Consider the following 19,872-nt stretch of genomic DNA (forward strand, 5'->3'; position numbering starts at 1 on the left):
CCACGACTACATGATCACGGTGCTCAGTCAGGACAACAGCACCATGAACTACGGCATCTCGACCATCCAGGGCGTCGCGAAGGTCGTCCACAAGGGTTGCGGTCGACGACCGGCATCCGGTCGAGCGTCCAGCCGACCGAGTACTGGGCGATCAGCTCGTCGATGCGCTTCGCGTGCTTCGCGTAGCCCTCGACCAGCTGCATCGTGTACTCGCTCACCGGCGGCTGCCGGGTGTCGTCCCGGGAGAGCCGGATCCAGTCCGCGAGGACGGTCAGGACGTCGACCCCGCGCTGGTCGCCCTCGAAGAGGATCTGGAAGGCACGCTTGCGGGCTGTGTTGCGGGCAGCCACGGTTAGCTGTTCACCCGGCCGAGGTAGTCGCTCGTGCGGGTGTCGACCTTGATCTTCTCACCGGTGGTGATGAAGAGCGGGACGTTGATCTGGTGACCGGTCTCCAGGGTGGCGGGCTTGGTGCCGCCGGTGGAGCGGTCGCCCTGGAGGCCCGGCTCGGTCTCCTGGACGACCAGTTCGACCGCGGCCGGGAGCTCGACGAAGAGCACCTCGCCCTCGTGCTGGGCGACGGTCGCCGTGAAGCCCTCGATGAGGAAGTTGGCGGCGTCGCCGACGGCCTTGCGGTCGACCATCAGCTGGTCGTAGGTCTCCATGTCCATGAAGACGAAGTACTCGCCGTCCATGTACGAGAACTGCATGTCGCGCTTGTCGACAGTGGCCGTCTCGACCTTGACGCCGGCGTTGAAGGTCTTGTCGACGACCTTGCCGGAGAGCACGTTCTTGAGCTTGGTGCGCACGAAGGCCGGGCCCTTGCCGGGCTTGACGTGCTGGAACTCGACGACGGACCAGAGCTGGCCGCCTTCGAGCTTGAGCACAAGGCCGTTCTTGAGGTCGTTCGTGGAAGCCACGGTTGCGGAATCTCCTGGACTGACGTGGACGACCCCGGCGCACGCACCTGCCTACAGGGCGAGCAGCTCCTTGGTCGTGATGGTGAGTAGCTCGGGTCCGCCGTCCGCCTCGGGGCGAACGACGAGCGTGTCATCGATCCTGACACCGCCCCGGCCCGGGAGGTGGACCCCGGGTTCGACGGTGACCGGCACGCAGGCGTCCAGTTTACCCATGGCCGCGGGGGCCAACTGCGGGTCCTCGTCGATTTCGAGTCCCACACCGTGTCCGGTCAGGGCGGGAAGGCTCTCGGCGTATCCCGCGGAATCCAGTACCTGGCGTGCGGCACGGTCCACGTCGCGGTAGGCGACACCCGGGGTCAGTGTCTCCCGGGCGGCCCGCTGAGCGGCGAAGACGAGGTCGTACAGCTCGATCTGCCAGTCGGTGGGGGACGTACCGATGACGAAGGTGCGGCCGATCTCGCAGCGGTAGCCGCGGTAGGTGGCACCGAGACAGACGGAGAGAAAGTCGCCCTCCTCGACCCGCCGGTCGGTGGGGCGGTGGCAGCGTCTGCCGGAGTTGGGGCCGGTGGCGACGGAGGTCGCGAAGGCGGGGCCGTCGGCGCCGTGGTCGACGAGGCGGCGTTCCAGTTCCAGGGCGAGGTGGCGTTCGGTGCGGCCGACGAGGATGGACTCGAGCAGCTCGCCCAGTGCCTGGTCGGCGATCTCGGCGCCGATCCTGAGGCAGGAGATCTCCTCCTCGTCCTTCACCACCCTCAGCTGTTCGACTGCGCCGCCCATGTCGACCAGGCGCAGCCGGGGCACGACCGAGCGGATGGCCCGGTGCCGGGCGACCGTGAGGTGGTGCTCCTCGACGGCGAGGGAGTCGACGCCCTGTCCGGCTGCGAGGTCGGCCGCCGCGACGGCGGGATCGCCGGGTCCGGGCAGCCGCTGCACACGCAGCGCCTCGTCGGGCCGGCCTTCCCCGGCGCGGGCGTCCGGCGGGCCGGGACACAGCAGCAGATCCTCGCTCCGGCCGAGGAGCAGCACGGCGTGGTGGGGGGCGGCGCCCGCGAGGTAGCGGACGTTGGCGGGGCGGGTGACCAGCGCGGAGGCGCTGCCGCCGGCGTGGCAGCGTTCCCGGAGGCGGGTTCGGCGGGCAGCGTGGACCTCTGACATGACACGAGCGTAGGAGCCGTGTCGGGATTGTGCCGGTCGGGAGAGTGCCGTTCGGGGGATCGGGTTGCGTCCGACCGTGGCCGGCCCGTCCGCACGACCGGTCCCGGGCCTCGCGACGGGCTCGGCCCGCCGCATTCACCAGGTCGGTGGGCTCGCTATCGACCGTGCCAGTACGTCGTCCAGGACCTGGGCCGTGCGGGGTACGTCGAGCTGGGAGTTGTCGATGATGGGGAGGCCGGAGCCGTACCAGCCGGCCATCCGGCCGTGGATGCGGGCGACCTCGTCGTCGGTGAGGCGGCGGTTGCCCGAGCGTTCGGCGTTGCGCTCCAGGACGATCTCCAGGCCGGGCAGCAGGACCACGGGCAACAGCCCCGGGCCCACGTGCCGCTTCCAGCCGCCCAGGCCGACGACCGGGCGGTCCGGGAAGACGGCGTCGTCGAGGATGCACGAGATCCCGTTGGCGAGGAAGTTGCGCGCGGCGAAGCCGCAGGTGCGGCGGGCCAGGCGGTACTGCGCCTCGGAGTGGTCGTTCCACCCGGACTGGGGGTCCGCGAAGCCGGAGCGGACCCATTCGCGTACGTCGTCCAGGCTGATGTGGGCGGTGGGGACCCGGCGGTGGTCCGCCCAGTACTTGGCGACGCTGGTCTTGCCGGCGCCGGCGGGGCCGATGAGCAGCACCGCGAGGGTGGTGCCGGCCGGGTCGTGGGGGGCCGACGCGGGTGGCGCGCTGGGCATGGCGACCGGGCCGCCGGGCGGCAGCGGCAGGTGGCCGGTGGTGTCGGGGGCCGGGGGCGAGGGGGCGTGCTGCGGTGCGGGGGGCGCCGGGGCAGGGGGAGCTCCGGTGAAGCCGGGGGCGGGAGGCGGCGGGGGCACGGGTGCGGAACCCTGGTGTGCTCCTGGGTGGTGCGGCCCCGGGTGATGTGCGGCCGGCGACCAGCCGGTCGCCGGTCCGTGCCCCGGCTGGTGGGGCGGCGGCAGCGGAGAACCCACTGCGTGCTGCATCCGGTGCCACTCCGTCTCGTACAGGCGATTGGCGCTGACAGCGGGGCGGCCCCGCTCTCCCCCACAGCCTAAAGGGCGCGGGAGGGACCCCCATCCGAACGGTACCGTCCCCGGTCGGCATTTGGTGAAACGGCCGGGGACGGTCCGAAGTGCCCGGTGGCGCAAGGCGAATCGGGCCGATGGACCACGTCGGGCCCTACTCGCCCACTTCGCCGTACGCGGCGAGGAGCACGGCCGGGTCGGGTCCCTCCAGGACGGTGGGTTTGGCCAGCCCGTCCAGGACGATGAAGCGAAGCAGGTCGCCGCGGGACTTCTTGTCGACCTTCATGGTTTCCAGCAACTTGGGCCACTGGTCGTAGCGGTAGTGCAGTGGCAGGCCGACCGACTCCAGGACCGCGCGGTGGCGGTCGGCGGTGGCGTCGTCCAACCGGCCCGCGAGACGGCCCAGTTCGGCGGCGAAGTGCATGCCGACCGAGACAGCGGCGCCGTGCCGCCACTTGTAGCGCTCGTTCTTCTCGATGGCGTGGGCGAGTGTGTGGCCGTAGTTGAGGATCTCCCTGAGGCCCGACTCCTTGAGGTCGGAGGAGACGACCTCGGCCTTGACCCGGATGGAGCGCTCGATGAGCTCGGCGGTGTGCGGGCCCGCCGGGGTCCGCGCGGCCTCCGGGTCGGCCTCGATGAGCTCCAGGATCCTCGGGTCGGCGATGAAGCCGGCCTTGATGATCTCGGCGAGCCCGGAGACGTAGTCGTTGACCGGGAGGGAGTCCAGCGCCGCCAGGTCGCACAGCACACCGGCCGGGGGGTGGAACGCGCCGACGAGGTTCTTGCCCTCGGCGGTGTTGATGCCGGTCTTGCCGCCGACCGCCGCGTCCACCATGGCGAGCACGGTGGTCGGGACGGCGATCCAGCGCACTCCGCGCAGCCAGGTCGCGGCCACGAACCCGGCGAGGTCGGTGCTGGCGCCGCCGCCGACGCCGACGATGACGTCGGAGCGGGTGAACCCGGACTGGCCGAGCGCCTTCCAGCAGTAGGCAGCGACCTCGGCGGTCTTGGCCTCCTCCGCGTTGGGCACCTGGATGGCGATGGCCTCGTAGCCCTGCCCGGCCAGGTCGGCGCGGAGCGCCTCGCCGGTCTCGGCCAGCGCCTCGGGGTGCACGATCGCGATCCGCTTGACCCGGTCGCCGATCAACCCGGGCAGCTCGCCCAGGAGTTGCCGGCCCACCAGAACCTCGTACGGTTCACTGCCCGCGGTGCCGCCGACCTGGATCCTTGTCACCTGGTTCGCCATTACGTCCTCCGGCCGGGGGCCCGGGGGTTGTCCCCCGGGAATTGCGGTCTTCAACTCCAGTGCGTCCAGGGCGGTTTGGGTGACCTCGTCGGGCGTACGGCCGTCGGTCGGCACCACGGCCGTGGCGACCGACTCGTACAGGTGCCGCCTCGCCTCCATCAACTCCCGCCACTGCTTGCGCGGGTTGACCGCAAGCAGCGGACGGGCGGCGTTCAGGCCGGTGCGCTGAACCGCCTCCTCGACGTCCATCGAGAGGTAGACGACGCGCTGACCGGCCAGCAGGGCGCGGGTGTCCGCGTCCAGAATCGCGCCGCCGCCGAGGGCGAGGACACCGTTGTGTCCGGCGAGCGCCTCGCGCACCGCCCGCTTCTCGATCGCCCGGAAGGCGTCCTCGCCGTCCTCGACGAAGATCTCCGCGATGGTCCGTCCCTGGGCGGTGACGATGTCCTCGTCGGTGTCCCGGTACGCACAGCCCAGCCGCTTGGCGAGCAGCTGCCCGACGGTGGACTTGCCCACGCCCATCGGGCCGACCAGCACGATCAGGGGCACGGTCACCGGACTCACCGGATCGCCAGGGAGTCGAGGTAGGACCGGACGTTGCGGCGGGTCTCGGGCACCGAGTCGCCGCCGAACTTCTCCGCGACGGCGTCCGCCAGGACGAGCGCGACCATCGCCTCGGCGACGATGCCGGCCGCCGGCACCGCGGACACGTCCGAGCGCTGGTGGTGAGCCTGCGTGGCCTCGCCGGTACTCACGTCGACGGTCTGCAGCGCGCGCGGCACGGTCGCGATCGGCTTCATCGCCGCCCGCACCCGCAGCAGCTCTCCCGTGCTCAGACCGCCCTCTGTACCGCCGGAACGGCCGGAGACGCGCCGGATGCCCTCAGGGGTGTTGACGATCTCGTCGTGCGCCTTGGAACCCGGCACCCGCGCAAGCTCGAAGCCGTCACCGAGTTCGACACCCTTGATGGCCTGGATGCCCATCAGGGCACCGGCCAGTCGGGCGTCCAGCTTGCGATCCCAGTGCACGTGCGAGCCCAGCCCGACCGGGACGCCGTAGGCCAGGATCTCGACCACGCCACCGAGGGTGTCGCCGTCCTTGTGGGCCTGGTCGACCTCGGCCACCATCGCCTTCGACGCGTCCGCGTCCAGACAGCGCAGCGGGTCGGCGTCCAGCTTCTCAACGTCGGCCGGCGTGGGGTACACACCCTGCGGAGCCTTCACGGAGCACAGCTCCACGACGTGCGAGACGATCTCGATCCCGGCCGTCTCCTTCAGGTACGACCGGGCCACCGCGCCCAGCGCCACCCGCGCCGCCGTCTCCCGGGCGGAGGCGCGCTCCAGGATCGGCCGGGCCTCGTCGAAGCCGTACTTCTGCATGCCGGCCAGGTCCGCGTGCCCGGGCCGCGGGCGGGTCAGCGGGGCGTTGCGGGCCAGGCCCGCCAGGACCTCCGGGTCGACGGGGTCGGCCGCCATCACCTGCTCCCACTTCGGCCACTCGGTGTTGCCCACCATCACCGCGACCGGGGAACCCAGGGTGAGGCCGTGCCGCACACCCCCGATGAACGTGACCTCGTCACGCTCGAACTTCATCCGCGCACCGCGTCCATAACCGAGCCGGCGCCGGGCCAGGTGGTCCGCCACCATCTCCGTGGTGATCGGCACGCCGGCGGGAAGCCCCTCCAGCGTCGCCACGAGTGCGGGACCGTGGGACTCCCCCGCGGTCAGCCAGCGCAACCTGCTCAACGGTGCTCCTCAGTGCTCGCGCCCTGGTACTGCCCGCCGTACGCGTGTCCTCGCGTACGGCAACGACGCGACCGGGTGCGCGGCCCCGGCCCGCCACTTCCGATCCTCCCACGTCCGGGCCCCGGACCCGGCCGCCGGTCCACAGGACGGACGGGACCCTGCCGTCGGGTCCGGAAATGGGGCGGCTCCTACCGGGCGGCCAGCGCGTGCTCGCCGGCCTTGCGCATGGCGTCCAGCGGGGCCCGGGGACACCCTGTCATCTGCTCCACCTGGAGCACCGCCTGGTGCACCAGGAGGTCGAGGCCGCTGACGACAGCGCCGCCGTAGGCCGACCAGCGGGCCGCGAGGGCCGTCGGCCACGGGTCGTAGAGCACGTCGAAGAGGGTGGCGGGCCGTTCCGGCACCGCCGAGGACAGCGCGTCGGTGGTCCCGGCGGGGGTGGTGGCGATCACGAGCGGGGCGTGCAGGGCCTGTGCGGCGTCCGCCCAGGCTGCCGTGCGCACCTCGATGTCGAGCCGCTCTCCCCACTGCCGCATCTCGGCGGCGCGAGCCTCGCTGCGGACGTAGGCGACGACCTCGCCGATGCAGATACGGGCAAGTGCGGCGAGCGCGGAGGAGGCGGTGGCGCCGGCGCCGAGGACGGCAGCCGAGTCGACCTGTTCGATGCCGTGTTCCCGCAGGGCGGCGACCATGCCGGGGATGTCGGTGTTGTCGCCGACACGGCGCCCGTCCTCGGTGAACACGACCGTGTTGACCGCGTCCACCGAGGCTGCGGTCTCGGTGATCTCGTCGAGCAGCGGGATGACGGCCCGCTTCAGCGGCATGGTGAGCGACAGTCCGGCCCACCCCGGGCCGAGCTTCGCGAAGAAGCCGGGCAGGGCGGCCTCATCGAGCTCGAAACGGTCGTACGACCAGTCGGCGAGGCCCAGTTCGCCATAGGCGGCGCGGTGCAGCGCCGGGGAGAGGGAGTGGGTGATCGGCTTGCCGAGCACCGCGGCCCGACGGGGCTCAGTTGCCGGAGGTCTCATTGAACTTGTCCCTGAGCTTCTCGAATGCAGCGTGCGTCTTGGCGAATTCCGTCTTGTTCACGCCGTCGGTCGCCACGAAGTAGTACCAGCCGTCGTCGGTCGGATTCAGCGCCGCCTTGAGCGCCACGTCGCCGGGATTGTCGATCGGCCCGGGCGGCAGACCCTTCTGGGTGTACGTGTTGTACGGGTCCTTGTTCTTGTTGATCTCCGACAGACTGATATTGATGTTGCTTTCTTTTTTCAGGTAGTTGAAGGTCGAGTCGAACTGCAACAGCCCGTAGGTCTCCGGGTTCGCGGGGTTCAGACGGTTGTAGACCACCTCCGCCATCTTGCGGAAGTCGTCCTCCGTCTTACCCTCGGCCTGGATGAGGCTGGCCACCGTCAGGACCTGCAGCGGGTTGTCCAGGTTCAGCGCCTTGGCCTTCGACGAGAGGCCGTACTGCTCGTACTTCTTCGAGGCCTGGGCCACCATCTGCTTCAGGACCGTCTCGGGCTTCATGCCCTTGGCGGCGGCATAGGTGCCCGGGTAGAGGAATCCTTCCAGCGGATCCTTGATGTCGGAGTTGTCGTTCGCCCAGTTGGGGAGGCCGAGGCTCTCGTACTCCTTCTCGGCGACCTTCTCGGTGGCGCCCGAGGACAGATCGAGTCGCTCGTCGATCGCCTCGTAGACGCTCTGGTTTCGCTCGCCCGGCTTGACCAGCACATTGTTCTGGCTCTTGGGGTCGAGCATCATCTCGACGGCACTCGCGGCGGACATCTGCTTCTTCAGGAGATAGGCGCCGGCCTGGAGCGTGTTCCCCTTGGGGTTGTCCTGCTGGGCGGCGACGAACGCGTCGACGCTCTTGACCACGCCCGCCTTCTTCAACTCCTGACCGATGTCCGATCCGAAGGCGCCCTTGGGGATCACCACGGTGACTATCTGGCTTGTGCCGCCCCCCGCGTAGTCCGGAGCCGAGCCGAAACGATCCTGGTAGAACTGGTAGCCGAAGTATCCGACTCCGCCCAGTCCACCGCCGAACACCAGCAGGACCACCAGACAGGCGCAGCCGCTGCGGCGTTTCTTCTCCTTGCCGCCGCCCCTGCCCCGCCGGTCACCGCGTCCGCCGGGGTCACCCGCGTCGTCGTCGCCGTCGTCATCGTCGCCGCCCGCGAAGAAGGCGTGTTCACCCTGGTCGGGGCCGGGATCCCAGTCGGTCTTGGGCGGCTCGGGCTCGGCGGCCCTGCCTGCGGGCGGCTCCGGCGGGGGGTAGGCGTCGGGGGCGCCGTAGTAGTCGGCCTGTTCCCCGCCGTACGCCATGTTCTGCTGTCCGTACGGGTCCGACGGGTCGGTGTACTGGACGTTGGTGTGGGTGCCGCTGTCCCAGCCGCCGTTGTCGTACTGCTGCTGACCCTGCTGGTGCGGGTACTGCTGCTGACCCTGCTGGTTCTGGTACTGCTGGTGCTGCTGGGCCGGGTACCCGTGCTGGTCGTACTGCTGTTGGCCGTCGTACGGCTGCTGCTCGCCGTACTGCTGCTGGTACTGCTGCTGCTCCTGACCATAGGCGGCCTGCTGGCCGTCGCCCCAGCCTCCGTTGTCGTACTGAGACTGCTGCGGCTGCTCTGGATACTGCTGCGGCTGGCCGCCGTAGGGCGACTGCGGGCTCCCGGGAGCCTGCTGCCCGCCCCATCCGACGTCCCCGTACAACGGGTCCTCCGGATGCCACGGTTCGGAGCCTTCGCCCCGGCCATACTCAGTCATCGATCCCCTAGAGCCGCGAGGCGACGGTCGCCCGGCCCGGCTCCCGTTCCGCCTCTCTCTGTGCGGTGGCTGTTCGAATGCCGCCGCATCGCGCGGAACGTTACCGTATCGCGATCAGATGACCACTTCGACGTCCTCGCCGGGTGCTTTACCTGACACCCGTTCCGATTCCAGCGCCTGCTGGAGGATGATCACGGCCGCTGCCTGGTCGATGACCGATCTGCCCTTCTTGGATCTCACTCCGGAAGCGCGCAGTCCCTGACTGGCCGTCACCGTGGTCATCCGCTCGTCCACGAGTCTCACCGGCACCGGCGCGATTCCCTTGGCGAGCTCCTGGGCGAAGCCGCGGACCTTGACGGCGGCCGGGCCCTCGCCCCCCTTGAGGGAGCGGGGCAGACCGACCACGACCTCGATCGGTTCGTACTCCTCGACCAGCTGCTTCAGCCTACGGTGAGCCGCCGGGACGTCCCGCCCGGGGACCGTCTCCACCGGGGTGGCGAGGATCCCGTCGGGGTCGCACGAGGCGACCCCGATGCGGGCGTCCCCGACGTCGATCGCGAGTCGACGGCCGCGGCGCATGGCCTGTCCCTCTCCGGTCACTTGGCCGTCTCGGCCACGAGCCGCTGAACGGCCTCGACGGCCTCGCCGACGGCGGCCGGGTTCTGGCCGCCGCCCTGGGCGACGTCCGGCTTGCCGCCACCGCCGCCGCCGAGGGTCTTGGCGGCCGTACGGACCAGGTCGCCGGCCTTCAAACCGCGCTCACGGGCGGCCTCGTTGGTGGCGATGACCGTCAGCGGCTTGCCGTTGTTGACCGTGAACAGGGCCACCACCGCGGCCCGTCCGCCCTGGATGCGGCCGCGCACGTCGAGGACCAGCTTGCGCAGGTCGTCCGGGGTGGTGCCGTCGGGGACCTGACCGGTGACCACGGCGACGCCGCGGACGTCCGTGGCGGACTCGGCGAGACCCGCGGCGGCCTGGAGCACCTTCTCGGCGCGGAACTTCTCGATCTCCTTCTCGGCGTCCTTCAGCTTGCCGAGCATGGCGGAGACCTTCTCCGGAAGCTCCTCCGGACGGCCCTTGATCAGCTCCTGGAGCTGGGCGACGACCGTGTGCTCCCGGGCGAGGAAGTTGTAGGCGTCGACACCGACGAGAGCCTCGATACGGCGCACCCCCGAGCCGATCGACGACTCGCCGAGCAGCTTCACCAGGCCCAGCTGGGCGGTGTTGTGGACGTGCGTACCGCCGCACAGCTCCTTGGAGAAGTCGCCGATGGTGACCACGCGGACCCGCTCGCCGTACTTCTCGCCGAACTCGGCGATGGCGCCCTGCTTCTTGGCCTCGTCGATGCCCATGACGTCGGCTCGGACGTCGAGGTCGCGGGCGAGCACCTCGTTGATCTTCTGCTCGACGTCGGTCATCACAGCCGTGGGAACGGCGGACGGCGAACCGAAGTCGAAGCGGAAGCGGCCGGGCTGGTTCTCGGAGCCGGCCTGCGCGGCCGTCGGGCCGAGGGCGTCACGCAGGGCCTGGTGGGTGAGGTGGGTGGCCGAGTGGGCGCGGGCGATGGCCGTGCGGCGGCGGGAGTCGATCGAGGCCTGGGCCTTGGAGCCGACGGTGACCTCACCGACCTGGACGACGCCCTTGTGCACGTACACGCCCGGGACCGGCTTCTGGGTGTCACGGATCTCGATGACGGCACCGGTGTCCACCTTGATGCGGCCGGTATCGCCGATCTGGCCGCCGCCCTCGGCGTAGAACGGCGTGCGGTCCAGGACGATCTCGACCTCGTCGCCCTCGGTGGCGGCCGGGGAGGAGGCGCCGTCGACGAGGATGCCGACGATCGTCGACTCGCTCTCGGTGTCCGCGTAGCCGATGAAGTCGGTGGCCCCGGCCTGGTCGGCGATCTCACGGTAGGCGCCGGCACCGGCGTGGCCGGTCTTCTTGGCCTGGGCGTCGGCCTTGGCGCGCTCCCGCTGCTCCTTCATCAGGCGGCGGAAGCCGTCCTCGTCCACGGACAGGCCCTGTTCGGCGGCCATCTCCAGGGTGAGGTCGATGGGGAAGCCCCAGGTGTCGTGGAGCAGGAAGGCCTTGTCACCGGCGAGGACCTTGCCGCCGGAAGCCTTGGTGTCGGTGACGGCGGTGTCGAGGATGTTGGTGCCGGCCTTGAGCGTCTTGAGGAAGGCGTTCTCCTCGGCGAGGGCGACCTTCTCGATGCGCTCGCGGTCGGTGATCAGCTCCGGGTACTGCTGACCCATCATCTCGATGACCGTGTCGATCAGGTCCTTGACGACCGGGCCGGTGGCGCCGAGCAGACGCATGTTGCGGATGGCGCGGCGCATGATGCGGCGCAGCACGTAACCGCGGCCCTCGTTGCCGGGGGTGACGCCGTCGCCGATGAGCATCACCGAGGTGCGCATGTGGTCGGTGACCACGCGCAGCGAGACGTCGGATTCGTGGGCGTCGCCGTACTGGACGCCGGTCAGCTCGGTGGCCTTCTTGATGACGGCCATGGAGGTGTCGATCTCGTACATGTTCTGCACGCCCTGCAGAATCATGGCGAGCCGTTCCATGCCGAGGCCCGTGTCGATGTTCTTGCTCGGCAGGTCGCCCAGGATCTCGAAGTTGTCCTTGCCGATGCCCTCGCCGCGCTCGTACTGCATGAAGACGAGGTTCCAGATCTCCACGTACCGCTCGTCGTTGACGGCGGGACCGCCCTCGACGCCGAACTCGGGGCCGCGGTCGTAGTTGATCTCGGAACAGGGTCCGCAGGGGCCGGGAACGCCCATGGACCAGTAGTTGTCCTTCATGCCGAGGCGCTGGATGCGCTCCTTGGGCACGCCGACGACGTCGTGCCAGATGCGCTCGGCCTCGTCGTCGTCCTTGTAGACGGTGATCCAGAGCTTCTCCGGCTCCAGGCCGTAACCACCCTTGTCCTGGGGCGTGGTGAGCAGCTCCCAGGCGTACTTGATGGCGCCTTCCTTGAAGTAGTCACCGAAGGAGAAGTTGCCGCACATCTGGAAGAACGTGCCGTGCCGGGTGGTCTTGCCGACCTCTTCGATGTCGGGCGTGCGCACGCACTTCTGCACGCTGGTGGCGCGCGCCCACGGGGGCTTCACCTCGCCCAGGAAGTACGGCTTGAAGGGCACCATGCCGGCCGGGACGAGGAGCAGAGTCGGGTCGTCCGCGATGAGCGACGCCGAAGGCACGACGGTGTGCCCGCGCTCCTCGTAGAAGCTCAGCCAGCGGCGGCGGATCTCGGCCGACTCCATCAGTGGTCCTCATTCCGGTTGTACGAGTACGTCGTCCTGTCGCTGTCGACGGACTTCGGGTTGGTGCGGTTCTCGATGGCGGCGTACCGCAGGGGGGCGGGGAGTTCGGGGTTCTCGTTGATCCCCAGCGCCTCCCCCAGCTCGGCCTCTCTCTGGGCCATGCCGTCACGGACGTCGAGCGCGAAGCCCACCGCACGGTCCTTGATGCGGTGACCGGCCTCGAGTGCCTTGTTCGCCGCGCTCGCGGCGAGGTTCTCGGGCGTCAGCTGCTTCAGCTTGCGATTGACCTTGGTGGTGGCCCAGACACCGGCGGCGACGCCCGTGCTGAACCAGAAGGTACGGCGGAACATCGCTGGCTCTCAGTCCTTCTTCCTGCGGAGGTCTCGCTTGGTCCGCCGCGACGCCGTGCGGCCCACGATCACGGTGGGCGCCGGCGTCTTGACGGGCACGTCGTCCTTGCGGCCGAGGGCCCGGCGCACGCCGTATCCGAAGGCCGCGACCTTGACCAGGGGGCCGCCGAACGTGGAGGCGACGGTGGTCGACAGCGCGGAGGCGTTCGACGTGACCTCCTCGACGTCCGACGCGATCGAGTCGACCCGGTTGATCTGGGTCTGCGCGGAGCGCACCGCCGCGGAGGCGTCGGCCAGCAGCGGGACGGCCTGGTCGGTCACGTCCGCCACGAGCTTGGTGGTCGCCCTGAGCGTCTGGGCCAGCCTCGCCAGCGCGACGGCGAGGAAGGAGACCAGGATCGCCCAGAAGACGGCCACCAGGATCCCGGCCACCTCTCCACCGGACACTGTGTGCACCCGCTCCCTGAAACGTGCCTGCATATCGAAAAAGTCGTACGCCGAGCCTATCGCGCCGTGGACGGCGCTCCGTACCGGATTACGGGCGCTGCACATGCGAAAGCCCGCCGCCCTGCCCACCCGAAAGGGCGGCGGGACGGCGGGCTGAGGCGCAGCAGGTGGTGCTACGTCCGCCGCTGGATGATCAGCGGGCGTAGTACTCGACGACGAGCTGCTCGTCGCAGATCACCGGGATCTCCTTGCGGTTCGGCTCGCGGTCCAGGCGGAAGGCCAGGGCGCGGAGGTTCACCTGGAGGTAGCGCGGGGTCTCGCCGTCGGGGGCGAAGCCGCCCTCACGCGCGATCGAGAACAGCGTCTTCTCGCGGCTGCGCTCGCGGACCATCACGACGTCGTCGGGCTTGACGCGGAAGGAGGGCTTGTCGACCTTCTGGCCGTTGACCTCGATGTGGCCGTGGACGACCATCTGGCGGGCCTGGTAGATCGTGCGGGCGATGCCCGAACGCAGGACCAGCGCGTCGAGACGGCGCTCGAGCTCGATGACCAGGGCCTCACCGGTCTTGCCCTGGGTCTTGGCGGCACGCTCGTAGGCGCGGACGAGCTGACGCTCGGACACGTCGTACTGCGCGCGCAGACGCTGCTTCTCGAGCAGACGGACCTTGTAGTCCGAGTTCTGCTTGCGGCCACGGCCGTGCTCACCCGGCGGGTAGGGACGGGCCTCGAAGTACTTGACGGCCTTCGGGGTCAGCGCGATGCCGAGGGCACGCGACTTCTTGACCTTGGGGCGGGGCTGGTTCGCCACTTCTTTTCCTTTTCCTTTTCGGCTGCCTCAGGGTTACGGGAGGTCGCATCCGCAGCCGGAGAATCCCGACAGGTCCGAGGGACATGTCAGGTAGCCGTTCCCCTGGTCTGGGCACATACGTGCAGCACACGAACGGCCCACCGACCGCTCCCGGGACCCGGGTGGTGGTGGGCTGCCCGCGACACCTACGACGGTGCGCGACGCTCCTGGATCAACAGATCCGGCTGGATGTCCCGCCTGAGGCGCCGACCGGAGCCGGACACGGGACGCAGCACTTCGGGCGAGTCTACAGGGTGCTCAGGTCCCCTTGCGACCGAGGTGCGTGCGGGTCCACTCCACGGCGTCCGCGTACCTGGCCTCGGCCCCGTGCCGGGTGGGCGTGTAGTACTCGCGGTCCTTGATCGCGTCCGGGGCGTACTGCTGGGCGGCGATGCCCTCCGACAGGTCGTGCGGATAGACGTACCCCTTCGCGTGCCCCAGCTTGGCGGCGCCCTTGTAGTGGCCGTCGCGCAGATGGGGCGGCACGGGTCCGGCCAGTCCCTTGCGTACGTCCTCCATGGCCGCGCCGATCGCCATGGTCGCGGCGTTGGACTTCGGGGCCAGGGCGAGGGCGATGGTGGCGTGGCTGAGAGTGAGGGCCGCCTCGGGGAAGCCGATCATGGCGACGGCCTGAGCGGCGGCCACCGCGATCGGCAGGGCGTTCGGGTCGGCGAGGCCGATGTCCTCGCTGGCGGAGATCATCAGGCGGCGGGCGATGAAGCGGGGGTCCTCGCCGGCCTCGATCATGCGGGCCAGGTAGTGCAGGGCCGCGTCGACGTCGGAGCCGCGGATGGACTTGATGAGGGCGCTGGCCACGTCGTAGTGCTGGTCGCCGTCGCGGTCGTACGTCACGGCGGCGCGGTCCACCGTCTCCTCCAGTGTCTGGAGGCCGATCTCCGTCTCGCCCTTGTCCAGGGCCGCCCCGGCGGCGGCCTCCAGGGCGGTCAGGGCGCGGCGGGCGTCGCCGCCGGCGATCCGCAGCAGATGTCCCTCGGTGTCCTCGGGGAGGGTGACGGCGCCCTTGAGGCCGCGCTCGTCGGCGAGGGCGCGATGCAGCAGTCCGCGCACATCGTCGTCGGTGAGGGGTTCGAGGGTGAGGAGCAGGGAGCGGGACAGGAGCGGGGAGATCACCGAGAAGTACGGGTTCTCCGTCGTCGCCGCGACCAGCGTCACCCAGCGGTTCTCGACGGCCGGGAGCAGGGAGTCCTGCTGGGCCTTGCTGAAGCGGTGGATCTCGTCGAGGAAGAGGACGGTCTCCTTGCCGAAGCCACCGGTGGCCCTGCGGGCTCCTTCGATGACCGCGCGGACCTCCTTGACGCCGGCGGTGATCGCCGACAGCTCCACGAAACGCTTGTTGGTGGCTTTGGAGACCACGTACGCCAGAGTCGTCTTGCCGGTGCCCGGCGGGCCCCAGAGGATCACCGAGGACGGTCCGGCCGGGCCGCCCGCGCTCTCGCCGACGAGTCTGCGCAGTGGGGAGCCCGGCTTGAGGAGGTGCTGCTGGCCCACGACCTCGTCGAGCGTACGCGGGCGCATCCGGACGGCCAGGGGGCTGGCGGTCGGGTCCTTCTCCTGGCGGTCTTCCGCCGCTGCGGTGAACAGGTCGGGCTCCACACCCAAAACCCTATGTCACCCCACTGACAGTCCGGTCGTGGCCGTCGGCCGGCCACTGACCGGACTGTCAGCTCATCCAGAAGTCCCACCAGCGGGTCAGGACCAGCATGCCGATGATGCCGATGTGCAGGACGGGCATGACCCAGGTGAACTCGTCGAAGAAGCTCTTCAGCCAGCGCGGGGCGGGCAGGAAGTCGTTGCGGATGTTGAAGGACGTGACGTACCAGAACATGATGATCGTGGCGACCCAGGCCAGCGAGCACCACAGGCACAGCGCGTTGATGCGGTACAGCGACTGGAACATCAGCCAGGCGCAGAATCCGACGCCGAAGAGGGTGCCGGCGTTGAAGGTGAGCCAGTACCAGCGCGGGAAGCGGGCCCGGGCGAGCAGGCTCACGCCTACGCAGATCACGATGCCGTAGCAGACCAGGCCGAGCATCGGGTTGGGGAATCCGAAGACGGCCGCCTGCTTGCTCTCCATGACGCTGCCGCAGGAGACGACGGGGTTGAGGCTGCAGCCGGGGGTGAAGGTCTTGCCCTCGACCTTGGCCTCGAGCAGCTTGAACTTGTCGATCGTGATGACCCAGGCGGCGAGCAGACCCGCCGCTCCGGTGATCATGAGCAGCAGGGCGAAGGCCCGGCTGCCGCCCACCGTGCGCGTCACGGCGTCGGCGTCCGGGTCCGACGCCGAGGGCTCGGGCTCGGTGGAGACGTCTTTGACTGTGGTCCTGCTCATCACGCCGATCCGTCTGCTCGAGGGGTGGACCTTCTTCGGCCATCGGCCATTGTGCCGCACGCGGCCTGTGTCCACTGTTCGGTGGACATAAGGAAGTACGCACGGTCGTCCCGGAACGTTCGGTTCAGGCCGACGATCGATCGCATGACAACACACGCGAAGGAACTCGCGGTGGACGTACGGGGGCTGCGCAAGCAGTACGGCGACGTGACCGCGGTCGACGGTATCGACCTCGGGATCCACCGGGGCGAGGTGTTCGGCCTGCTGGGGCCCAACGGCGCGGGCAAGAGCACGACGGTGGAGATCCTCCAGGGCAACCGTTCCCGGGACGCGGGCGAGGTGTCCGTCCTGGGCGCGGATCCGGCGCATGGAACGCGTGCGTGGCGCTCACGTGTCGGAATCGTCTGGCAGGACGAATCCGCGCCCGCGGAGTTGACGGTCGACGAGACGGTGCGGCATTTCGCCCGCTACTACCCGAGGCCGCGGGACCCCGAGGAGGTCATCGGCCTGGTGGGTCTTGAGGCCAAGGCGGGCAGCCGGATCAAGGCGCTGTCCGGTGGGCAGCGCCGGCGTCTCGATGTGGCGCTCGGGGTGATCGGCGACCCGGAGCTGCTTCTTCTGGACGAGCCGACGACCGGTTTCGACCCGGCGGCCCGGCGCCAGTTCTGGGACCTGATCCGCAAGCTGTCCGACGAGGGCACGACCATCCTGCTCACCACGCACTACCTGGAGGAGGCGGAGGCACTCGCCGACCGGCTGGCCGTGGTCACCAAGGGACAGGTGGTCGCCGAGGGCGAGCCCGCCGCCCTGCGGGAGCGGTACGGCACCGGGGCCACCGTCGAGTGGAGCGAGCCGGACGGCACCCCGCGCGCGGAACGCACGGACACGCCCACCCGCACGGTCGCCGAGCTGATGCGCCGCTTCGACGGCGAGATCCCGGGGCTTCGGGTGAGCCGCCCCACGCTGGAGGACGTCTACCTCCGGCTGACCGGACAGGAGGACGCGCGATGACCACGACCGCCGTACGACCCCGGGCCCAGGCGTCCGGCGAGCGACTGCCCGGGACGTGGGGGCTGGGGATGCGGCGCGGTGCCCTGGAGCTGAAGCAGTTCTTCCGGCAGCGCGACCAGGTGGTGTTCACCTTCGCCTTCCCGGTGGTGTTCCTGTTCCTGTTCGCCTCGATCTTCCGCGACGACGTCCGGGGCGCCGGCATCAACGCCTCTCAGCTGTACGTCCCGGCGATGATGGCCGCCGGCATCATGTCGACGAGTTTCCAGTCCCTCGGCATCTCCATCGCGATCGAGCGGGACGAGAAGGTGCTGCGCCGGCTGCGCGGCACGCCGATGCCGCCCGCGGCGTACTTCCTCGGGAAGATCTGGCTGGTTCTGGTCACCGGTGCACTGGAGACGGCGATCCTGCTGGCCGTCGGCACGACCCTGTACGACGTCGACCTCCCGTCCGACGCGGGCCGCTGGTTCGAGTTCGGCTGGATCTTCCTGCTCGGGCTGACCGCGTGCGCGCTGCTGGGGATCGCGATCAGTTCGGTCCCCAAGTCGGGCAGGAGCGCCAGCTCCGTGGTCGTTCTCCCGTTCCTGGTGCTGCAGTTCATCTCCGGGGTGTACATCTCGATCGACACCATCCCCGACTGGATGCTGAACATCGGGGCGCTGTTCCCGCTGAAGTGGATGTGCCAGGGGCTGCGCGGGGTGTTCCTGCCTCAGTCGGCTCAGGTCCTGGAGCAGACGGGAAGCTGGGAGTTCGGCCGGATCGCCCTGGTGCTGGGGGCGTGGTGCGTCGGAGGATTGCTGCTGTGTCTGCTGACCTTCCGGTGGAAGAACCGACGCGACGGATGAGCGATCCGGACGCCGGCGCCTACAGCTGGGTGCGCTCGTTCCGGATCTGGGACACGTACTTCGCGATCATCTGGCTGGCCACCCTGGTGTCGGTGCTCGGCACGGACTATCCGGGGCGGCCGGTCCGGGTCGTGGCGGCGGCGCTCCTGGTTCCGCTGGTCCCCCTGTTCGTGTGGGTGGGGCGGCCCGTCCTGCGGGGCGATCCGCCCGAGGAACGGCGGGCTCTGGCCTATCTGGTGGCGGCGGTGGCGCTGTTCCTGCCGTCGGCGATCCTCGTCGGTGAGACCCGGCTGATGACCTTCGCGCTGGTCCCCCAGTGCTTCATGACCCTGCGGATGCGGCGGGCTCTGGAGGCGGTCGCCGTCATCAACCTCGCGCCCGTGGCCGGTTGGGCCCTGGTGTGGTGGCCGAGCGACCGGGAGGTCTTCTTCAACGGGCTGTTCGCCGTGGTGTCCCTCGTCTTCTCGGTGGCTGTCGGCGGCTGGGTCATCCGGATCATCGAGCAGAGCCAGGAGCGGGCCGCGCTGATCGCGGAGCTGGACGCGAGCCGTCATGAGATCTCCCGGCTGTCGACGGCGCACGGCGCGCTGGCGGAGCGGGAACGGATGGCCAGGGAGATCCATGACACCCTCGCGCAGGGCTTCACCAGCCTGCTGATGCTGACCCAGGCCGTCGAGGCGGAACTCGACCACGACCTGCCGCAGGCCCGTCGCCATCTGGCGCTGATGGACGAGACGGCCCGGCAGAACCTCGCCGAGGCCCGCGCCCTGGTCGCCGGGGGCGCGCCCGCCGATCTGGAGGGCGCCTCGCTCCCGGACGCGCTGCACCGGTTGGCCGCCCGTCACGGGGCGACACTGGACGTCACGGGTCGCGTACGTCCGCTGCCCGCCGGGCCCGAGGTGGTGGCCCTGCGCGCCTGTCAGGAGGCGCTGACCAACGCCCGTAAGCACGCGGGGAGTTCGACCGGGGCGGGTATTTCCCTGAGGTACACCGACGGCGCTCTGACCGTGTCGGTCCGGGACGACGGCTGCGGCTTCGACCCGCGGGCCGTGACGGGCGGCTACGGTCTGGCGGGGCTGCGGGCCCGGGCCGCCGAGGCCGGCGGGACGGCTCAGGTGTGCAGCGCCCCCGGCGACGGTACGACGGTGACCGTCCGCCTGCCCGTACCGTCTCCGAGGAGCGCATGGTGATCCGGATCATCCTGGCCGACGACCATCCCGTCGTACGGGAGGGCCTGCGGGCGATGCTGAGTGCCGAGCCGGATCTGGTGGTGGTCGCCGACGCGTCCAGCGGGCCGCAGGCGGAGGCCATGGCGGCGGAACTGCGGCCCGACATCGTGCTGATGGATCTGCGGATGCCGGGCGGCGGGGGCGTGGACTCGATCGTGCGGATGAGTGAGGCGGGGCTGTCCTGCCGGGTGATCGTCCTGACGACGTACGAGACGGACCGGGACATTCTGCGGGCGGTGGAGGCCGGGGCGGCGGGCTATCTGTTGAAGGATCTGCCGCGCGGCGAACTGGCCGACGCGGTACGGGCCGCCGCGCGGGGCGAGACGGTACTCGCCCCGTCCGTCGCCGCGCGACTGGTCGACCAGCTCCGCACCAGGCCGGAGCGGCCGCGGCTCTCGGAGCGCGAGAGGGCGGTGCTGCGGCTGGTGGCGGAGGGGTGCACGAACGCGGAGATCGGGCGCCGGTTGTTCATCGGGGAGTCGACGGTGAAGACGCATCTGCTGCGGGCGTTCGGCAAGTTGGGGGTCGACGACCGGACGGCGGCGGTGACGAGCGCGATGCGGCAGGGGTTGCTGGACTAAGGGTCTCGCCCCCGCCGCCTGGGGGCTGCGCCCCCAGACCCCCCTGTCGGCCCTGAACGGGCCTCGTCCTC

The 19,872-nt window shown here is 70.1% G+C and carries 18 protein-coding genes and 1 pseudogene; 4 read left to right on the top strand and 15 right to left on the bottom strand.

Annotated features, from left to right (window positions below):
* Positions 1-95: 95 nt before the first annotated feature.
* From ABZ027_RS41215 to ABZ027_RS41285, 15 genes and pseudogenes are all read right to left on the bottom strand, one after another.
* Positions 96-350, bottom strand: a pseudogene (locus ABZ027_RS41215) (transcription antitermination factor NusB); the annotation flags it as partial.
* A 2-nt stretch (positions 351-352) separates the two neighbouring features.
* The gene (efp, locus tag ABZ027_RS41220; RefSeq protein WP_020128856.1) at positions 353-919 is read right to left on the bottom strand and encodes an elongation factor P; all 567 of its coding nucleotides are present in this window, start codon (positions 917-919) and stop codon (positions 353-355) included.
* Positions 920-970: 51 nt separating this feature from the next.
* Positions 971-2,074, bottom strand: coding sequence for an aminopeptidase P family protein (locus ABZ027_RS41225; RefSeq protein WP_356777883.1), 1,104 nt, complete (start codon positions 2,072-2,074; stop codon positions 971-973).
* 135 nt (positions 2,075-2,209) lie between these two features.
* A complete protein-coding gene (locus ABZ027_RS41230; protein WP_356777885.1) occupies positions 2,210-3,076 on the bottom strand; it encodes a Pro-rich N-terminal domain-containing protein in 867 nt (288 codons plus the stop codon).
* 196 nt (positions 3,077-3,272) lie between these two features.
* A complete protein-coding gene (aroB, locus tag ABZ027_RS41235) occupies positions 3,273-4,919 on the bottom strand; it encodes a 3-dehydroquinate synthase (RefSeq protein WP_356777887.1) in 1,647 nt (548 codons plus the stop codon).
* 5 nt (positions 4,920-4,924) lie between these two features.
* Positions 4,925-6,109 (bottom strand): chorismate synthase, encoded by a 1,185-nt coding sequence (aroC, locus tag ABZ027_RS41240; protein WP_356777889.1) that lies wholly within the window; start codon positions 6,107-6,109, stop codon positions 4,925-4,927.
* Between the two features lie 188 nt (positions 6,110-6,297).
* Positions 6,298-7,137: a shikimate dehydrogenase gene (locus ABZ027_RS41245; RefSeq protein ID WP_356777891.1), complete on the bottom strand. Its 840-nt coding sequence runs from the start codon at positions 7,135-7,137 to the stop codon at positions 6,298-6,300.
* Positions 7,118-8,875, bottom strand: a complete 1,758-nt coding sequence (gene mltG / locus ABZ027_RS41250) for an endolytic transglycosylase MltG (protein ID WP_356777893.1) — start codon at positions 8,873-8,875, stop codon at positions 7,118-7,120. The genes ABZ027_RS41245 and mltG overlap by 20 nt, the downstream gene beginning before the upstream one ends.
* A 114-nt stretch (positions 8,876-8,989) precedes the next feature.
* A complete protein-coding gene (ruvX, locus tag ABZ027_RS41255; protein WP_356777895.1) occupies positions 8,990-9,454 on the bottom strand; it encodes a Holliday junction resolvase RuvX in 465 nt (154 codons plus the stop codon).
* Between the two features lie 17 nt (positions 9,455-9,471).
* Positions 9,472-12,144, bottom strand: a complete 2,673-nt coding sequence (gene alaS / locus ABZ027_RS41260) for an alanine--tRNA ligase (RefSeq protein ID WP_356777897.1) — start codon at positions 12,142-12,144, stop codon at positions 9,472-9,474.
* Positions 12,144-12,494 (bottom strand): hypothetical protein, encoded by a 351-nt coding sequence (locus ABZ027_RS41265; protein ID WP_356777899.1) that lies wholly within the window; start codon positions 12,492-12,494, stop codon positions 12,144-12,146. The genes alaS and ABZ027_RS41265 overlap by 1 nt, the downstream gene beginning before the upstream one ends.
* A 9-nt stretch (positions 12,495-12,503) precedes the next feature.
* Positions 12,504-12,950, bottom strand: coding sequence for a DUF948 domain-containing protein (locus tag ABZ027_RS41270; RefSeq protein WP_356777901.1), 447 nt, complete (start codon positions 12,948-12,950; stop codon positions 12,504-12,506).
* Between the two features lie 184 nt (positions 12,951-13,134).
* The gene (gene rpsD / locus ABZ027_RS41275; protein WP_067428966.1) at positions 13,135-13,749 is read right to left on the bottom strand and encodes a 30S ribosomal protein S4; all 615 of its coding nucleotides are present in this window, start codon (positions 13,747-13,749) and stop codon (positions 13,135-13,137) included.
* Between the two features lie 297 nt (positions 13,750-14,046).
* Positions 14,047-15,402, bottom strand: coding sequence for a replication-associated recombination protein A (locus tag ABZ027_RS41280; RefSeq protein WP_356777904.1), 1,356 nt, complete (start codon positions 15,400-15,402; stop codon positions 14,047-14,049).
* 67 nt (positions 15,403-15,469) lie between these two features.
* Complete coding sequence (locus tag ABZ027_RS41285; protein WP_356777906.1) at positions 15,470-16,138, bottom strand: vitamin K epoxide reductase family protein; 669 nt, start codon at positions 16,136-16,138, stop codon at positions 15,470-15,472.
* 144 nt (positions 16,139-16,282) lie between these two features.
* On the opposite strand from ABZ027_RS41285, the gene ABZ027_RS41290 reads away from it, so the two are divergent.
* The 4 genes from ABZ027_RS41290 to ABZ027_RS41305 are packed head-to-tail and all read left to right on the top strand — an operon-like array spanning position 16,283 to position 19,801.
* The gene (locus ABZ027_RS41290; RefSeq protein ID WP_356777908.1) at positions 16,283-17,149 is read left to right on the top strand and encodes an ABC transporter ATP-binding protein; all 867 of its coding nucleotides are present in this window, start codon (positions 16,283-16,285) and stop codon (positions 17,147-17,149) included.
* On the top strand, positions 17,146-17,991 hold the full coding sequence (locus tag ABZ027_RS41295; protein WP_356777910.1) for an ABC transporter permease: 846 nt from the start codon (positions 17,146-17,148) through the stop codon (positions 17,989-17,991). The genes ABZ027_RS41290 and ABZ027_RS41295 overlap by 4 nt, the downstream gene beginning before the upstream one ends.
* Positions 17,988-19,181, top strand: coding sequence for a sensor histidine kinase (locus ABZ027_RS41300; RefSeq protein WP_356777912.1), 1,194 nt, complete (start codon positions 17,988-17,990; stop codon positions 19,179-19,181). The genes ABZ027_RS41295 and ABZ027_RS41300 overlap by 4 nt, the downstream gene beginning before the upstream one ends.
* Positions 19,178-19,801 carry a response regulator transcription factor gene (locus ABZ027_RS41305; RefSeq protein WP_356777914.1) on the top strand — a complete coding sequence of 208 codons (624 nt, stop codon included), beginning with the start codon at positions 19,178-19,180 and terminating at the stop codon, positions 19,799-19,801. Before ABZ027_RS41300 ends, ABZ027_RS41305 begins: the two co-directional genes overlap by 4 nt.
* Positions 19,802-19,872 lie beyond the last annotated feature (71 nt).

It is taken from the genome of Streptomyces sp. NPDC006332 (assembly GCF_040612855.1).
Lineage (GTDB): Bacteria > Actinomycetota > Actinomycetes > Streptomycetales > Streptomycetaceae > Streptomyces.

What these genes read in the sequence shown, in the direction of transcription:
- ABZ027_RS41290 (WP_356777908.1), top strand. Translation starts at nt 16,283, where the DNA reads ATGACAACACACGCGAAGGAACTCGCGGTGGACGTACGGGGGCTGCGC.
- ABZ027_RS41245 (WP_356777891.1), bottom strand. Translation starts at nt 7,137, where the DNA reads ATGAGACCTCCGGCAACTGAGCCCCGTCGGGCCGCGGTGCTCGGCAAG.
- alaS (WP_356777897.1), bottom strand. Translation starts at nt 12,144, where the DNA reads ATGGAGTCGGCCGAGATCCGCCGCCGCTGGCTGAGCTTCTACGAGGAG.
- ABZ027_RS41230 (WP_356777885.1), bottom strand. Translation starts at nt 3,076, where the DNA reads ATGCAGCACGCAGTGGGTTCTCCGCTGCCGCCGCCCCACCAGCCGGGG.
- ruvX (WP_356777895.1), bottom strand. Translation starts at nt 9,454, where the DNA reads ATGCGCCGCGGCCGTCGACTCGCGATCGACGTCGGGGACGCCCGCATC.
- ABZ027_RS41285 (WP_356777906.1), bottom strand. Translation starts at nt 16,138, where the DNA reads ATGAGCAGGACCACAGTCAAAGACGTCTCCACCGAGCCCGAGCCCTCG.
- ABZ027_RS41225 (WP_356777883.1), bottom strand. Translation starts at nt 2,074, where the DNA reads ATGTCAGAGGTCCACGCTGCCCGCCGAACCCGCCTCCGGGAACGCTGC.
- ABZ027_RS41265 (WP_356777899.1), bottom strand. Translation starts at nt 12,494, where the DNA reads ATGTTCCGCCGTACCTTCTGGTTCAGCACGGGCGTCGCCGCCGGTGTC.
- ABZ027_RS41300 (WP_356777912.1), top strand. Translation starts at nt 17,988, where the DNA reads ATGAGCGATCCGGACGCCGGCGCCTACAGCTGGGTGCGCTCGTTCCGG.
- mltG (WP_356777893.1), bottom strand. Translation starts at nt 8,875, where the DNA reads ATGACTGAGTATGGCCGGGGCGAAGGCTCCGAACCGTGGCATCCGGAG.
- ABZ027_RS41295 (WP_356777910.1), top strand. Translation starts at nt 17,146, where the DNA reads ATGACCACGACCGCCGTACGACCCCGGGCCCAGGCGTCCGGCGAGCGA.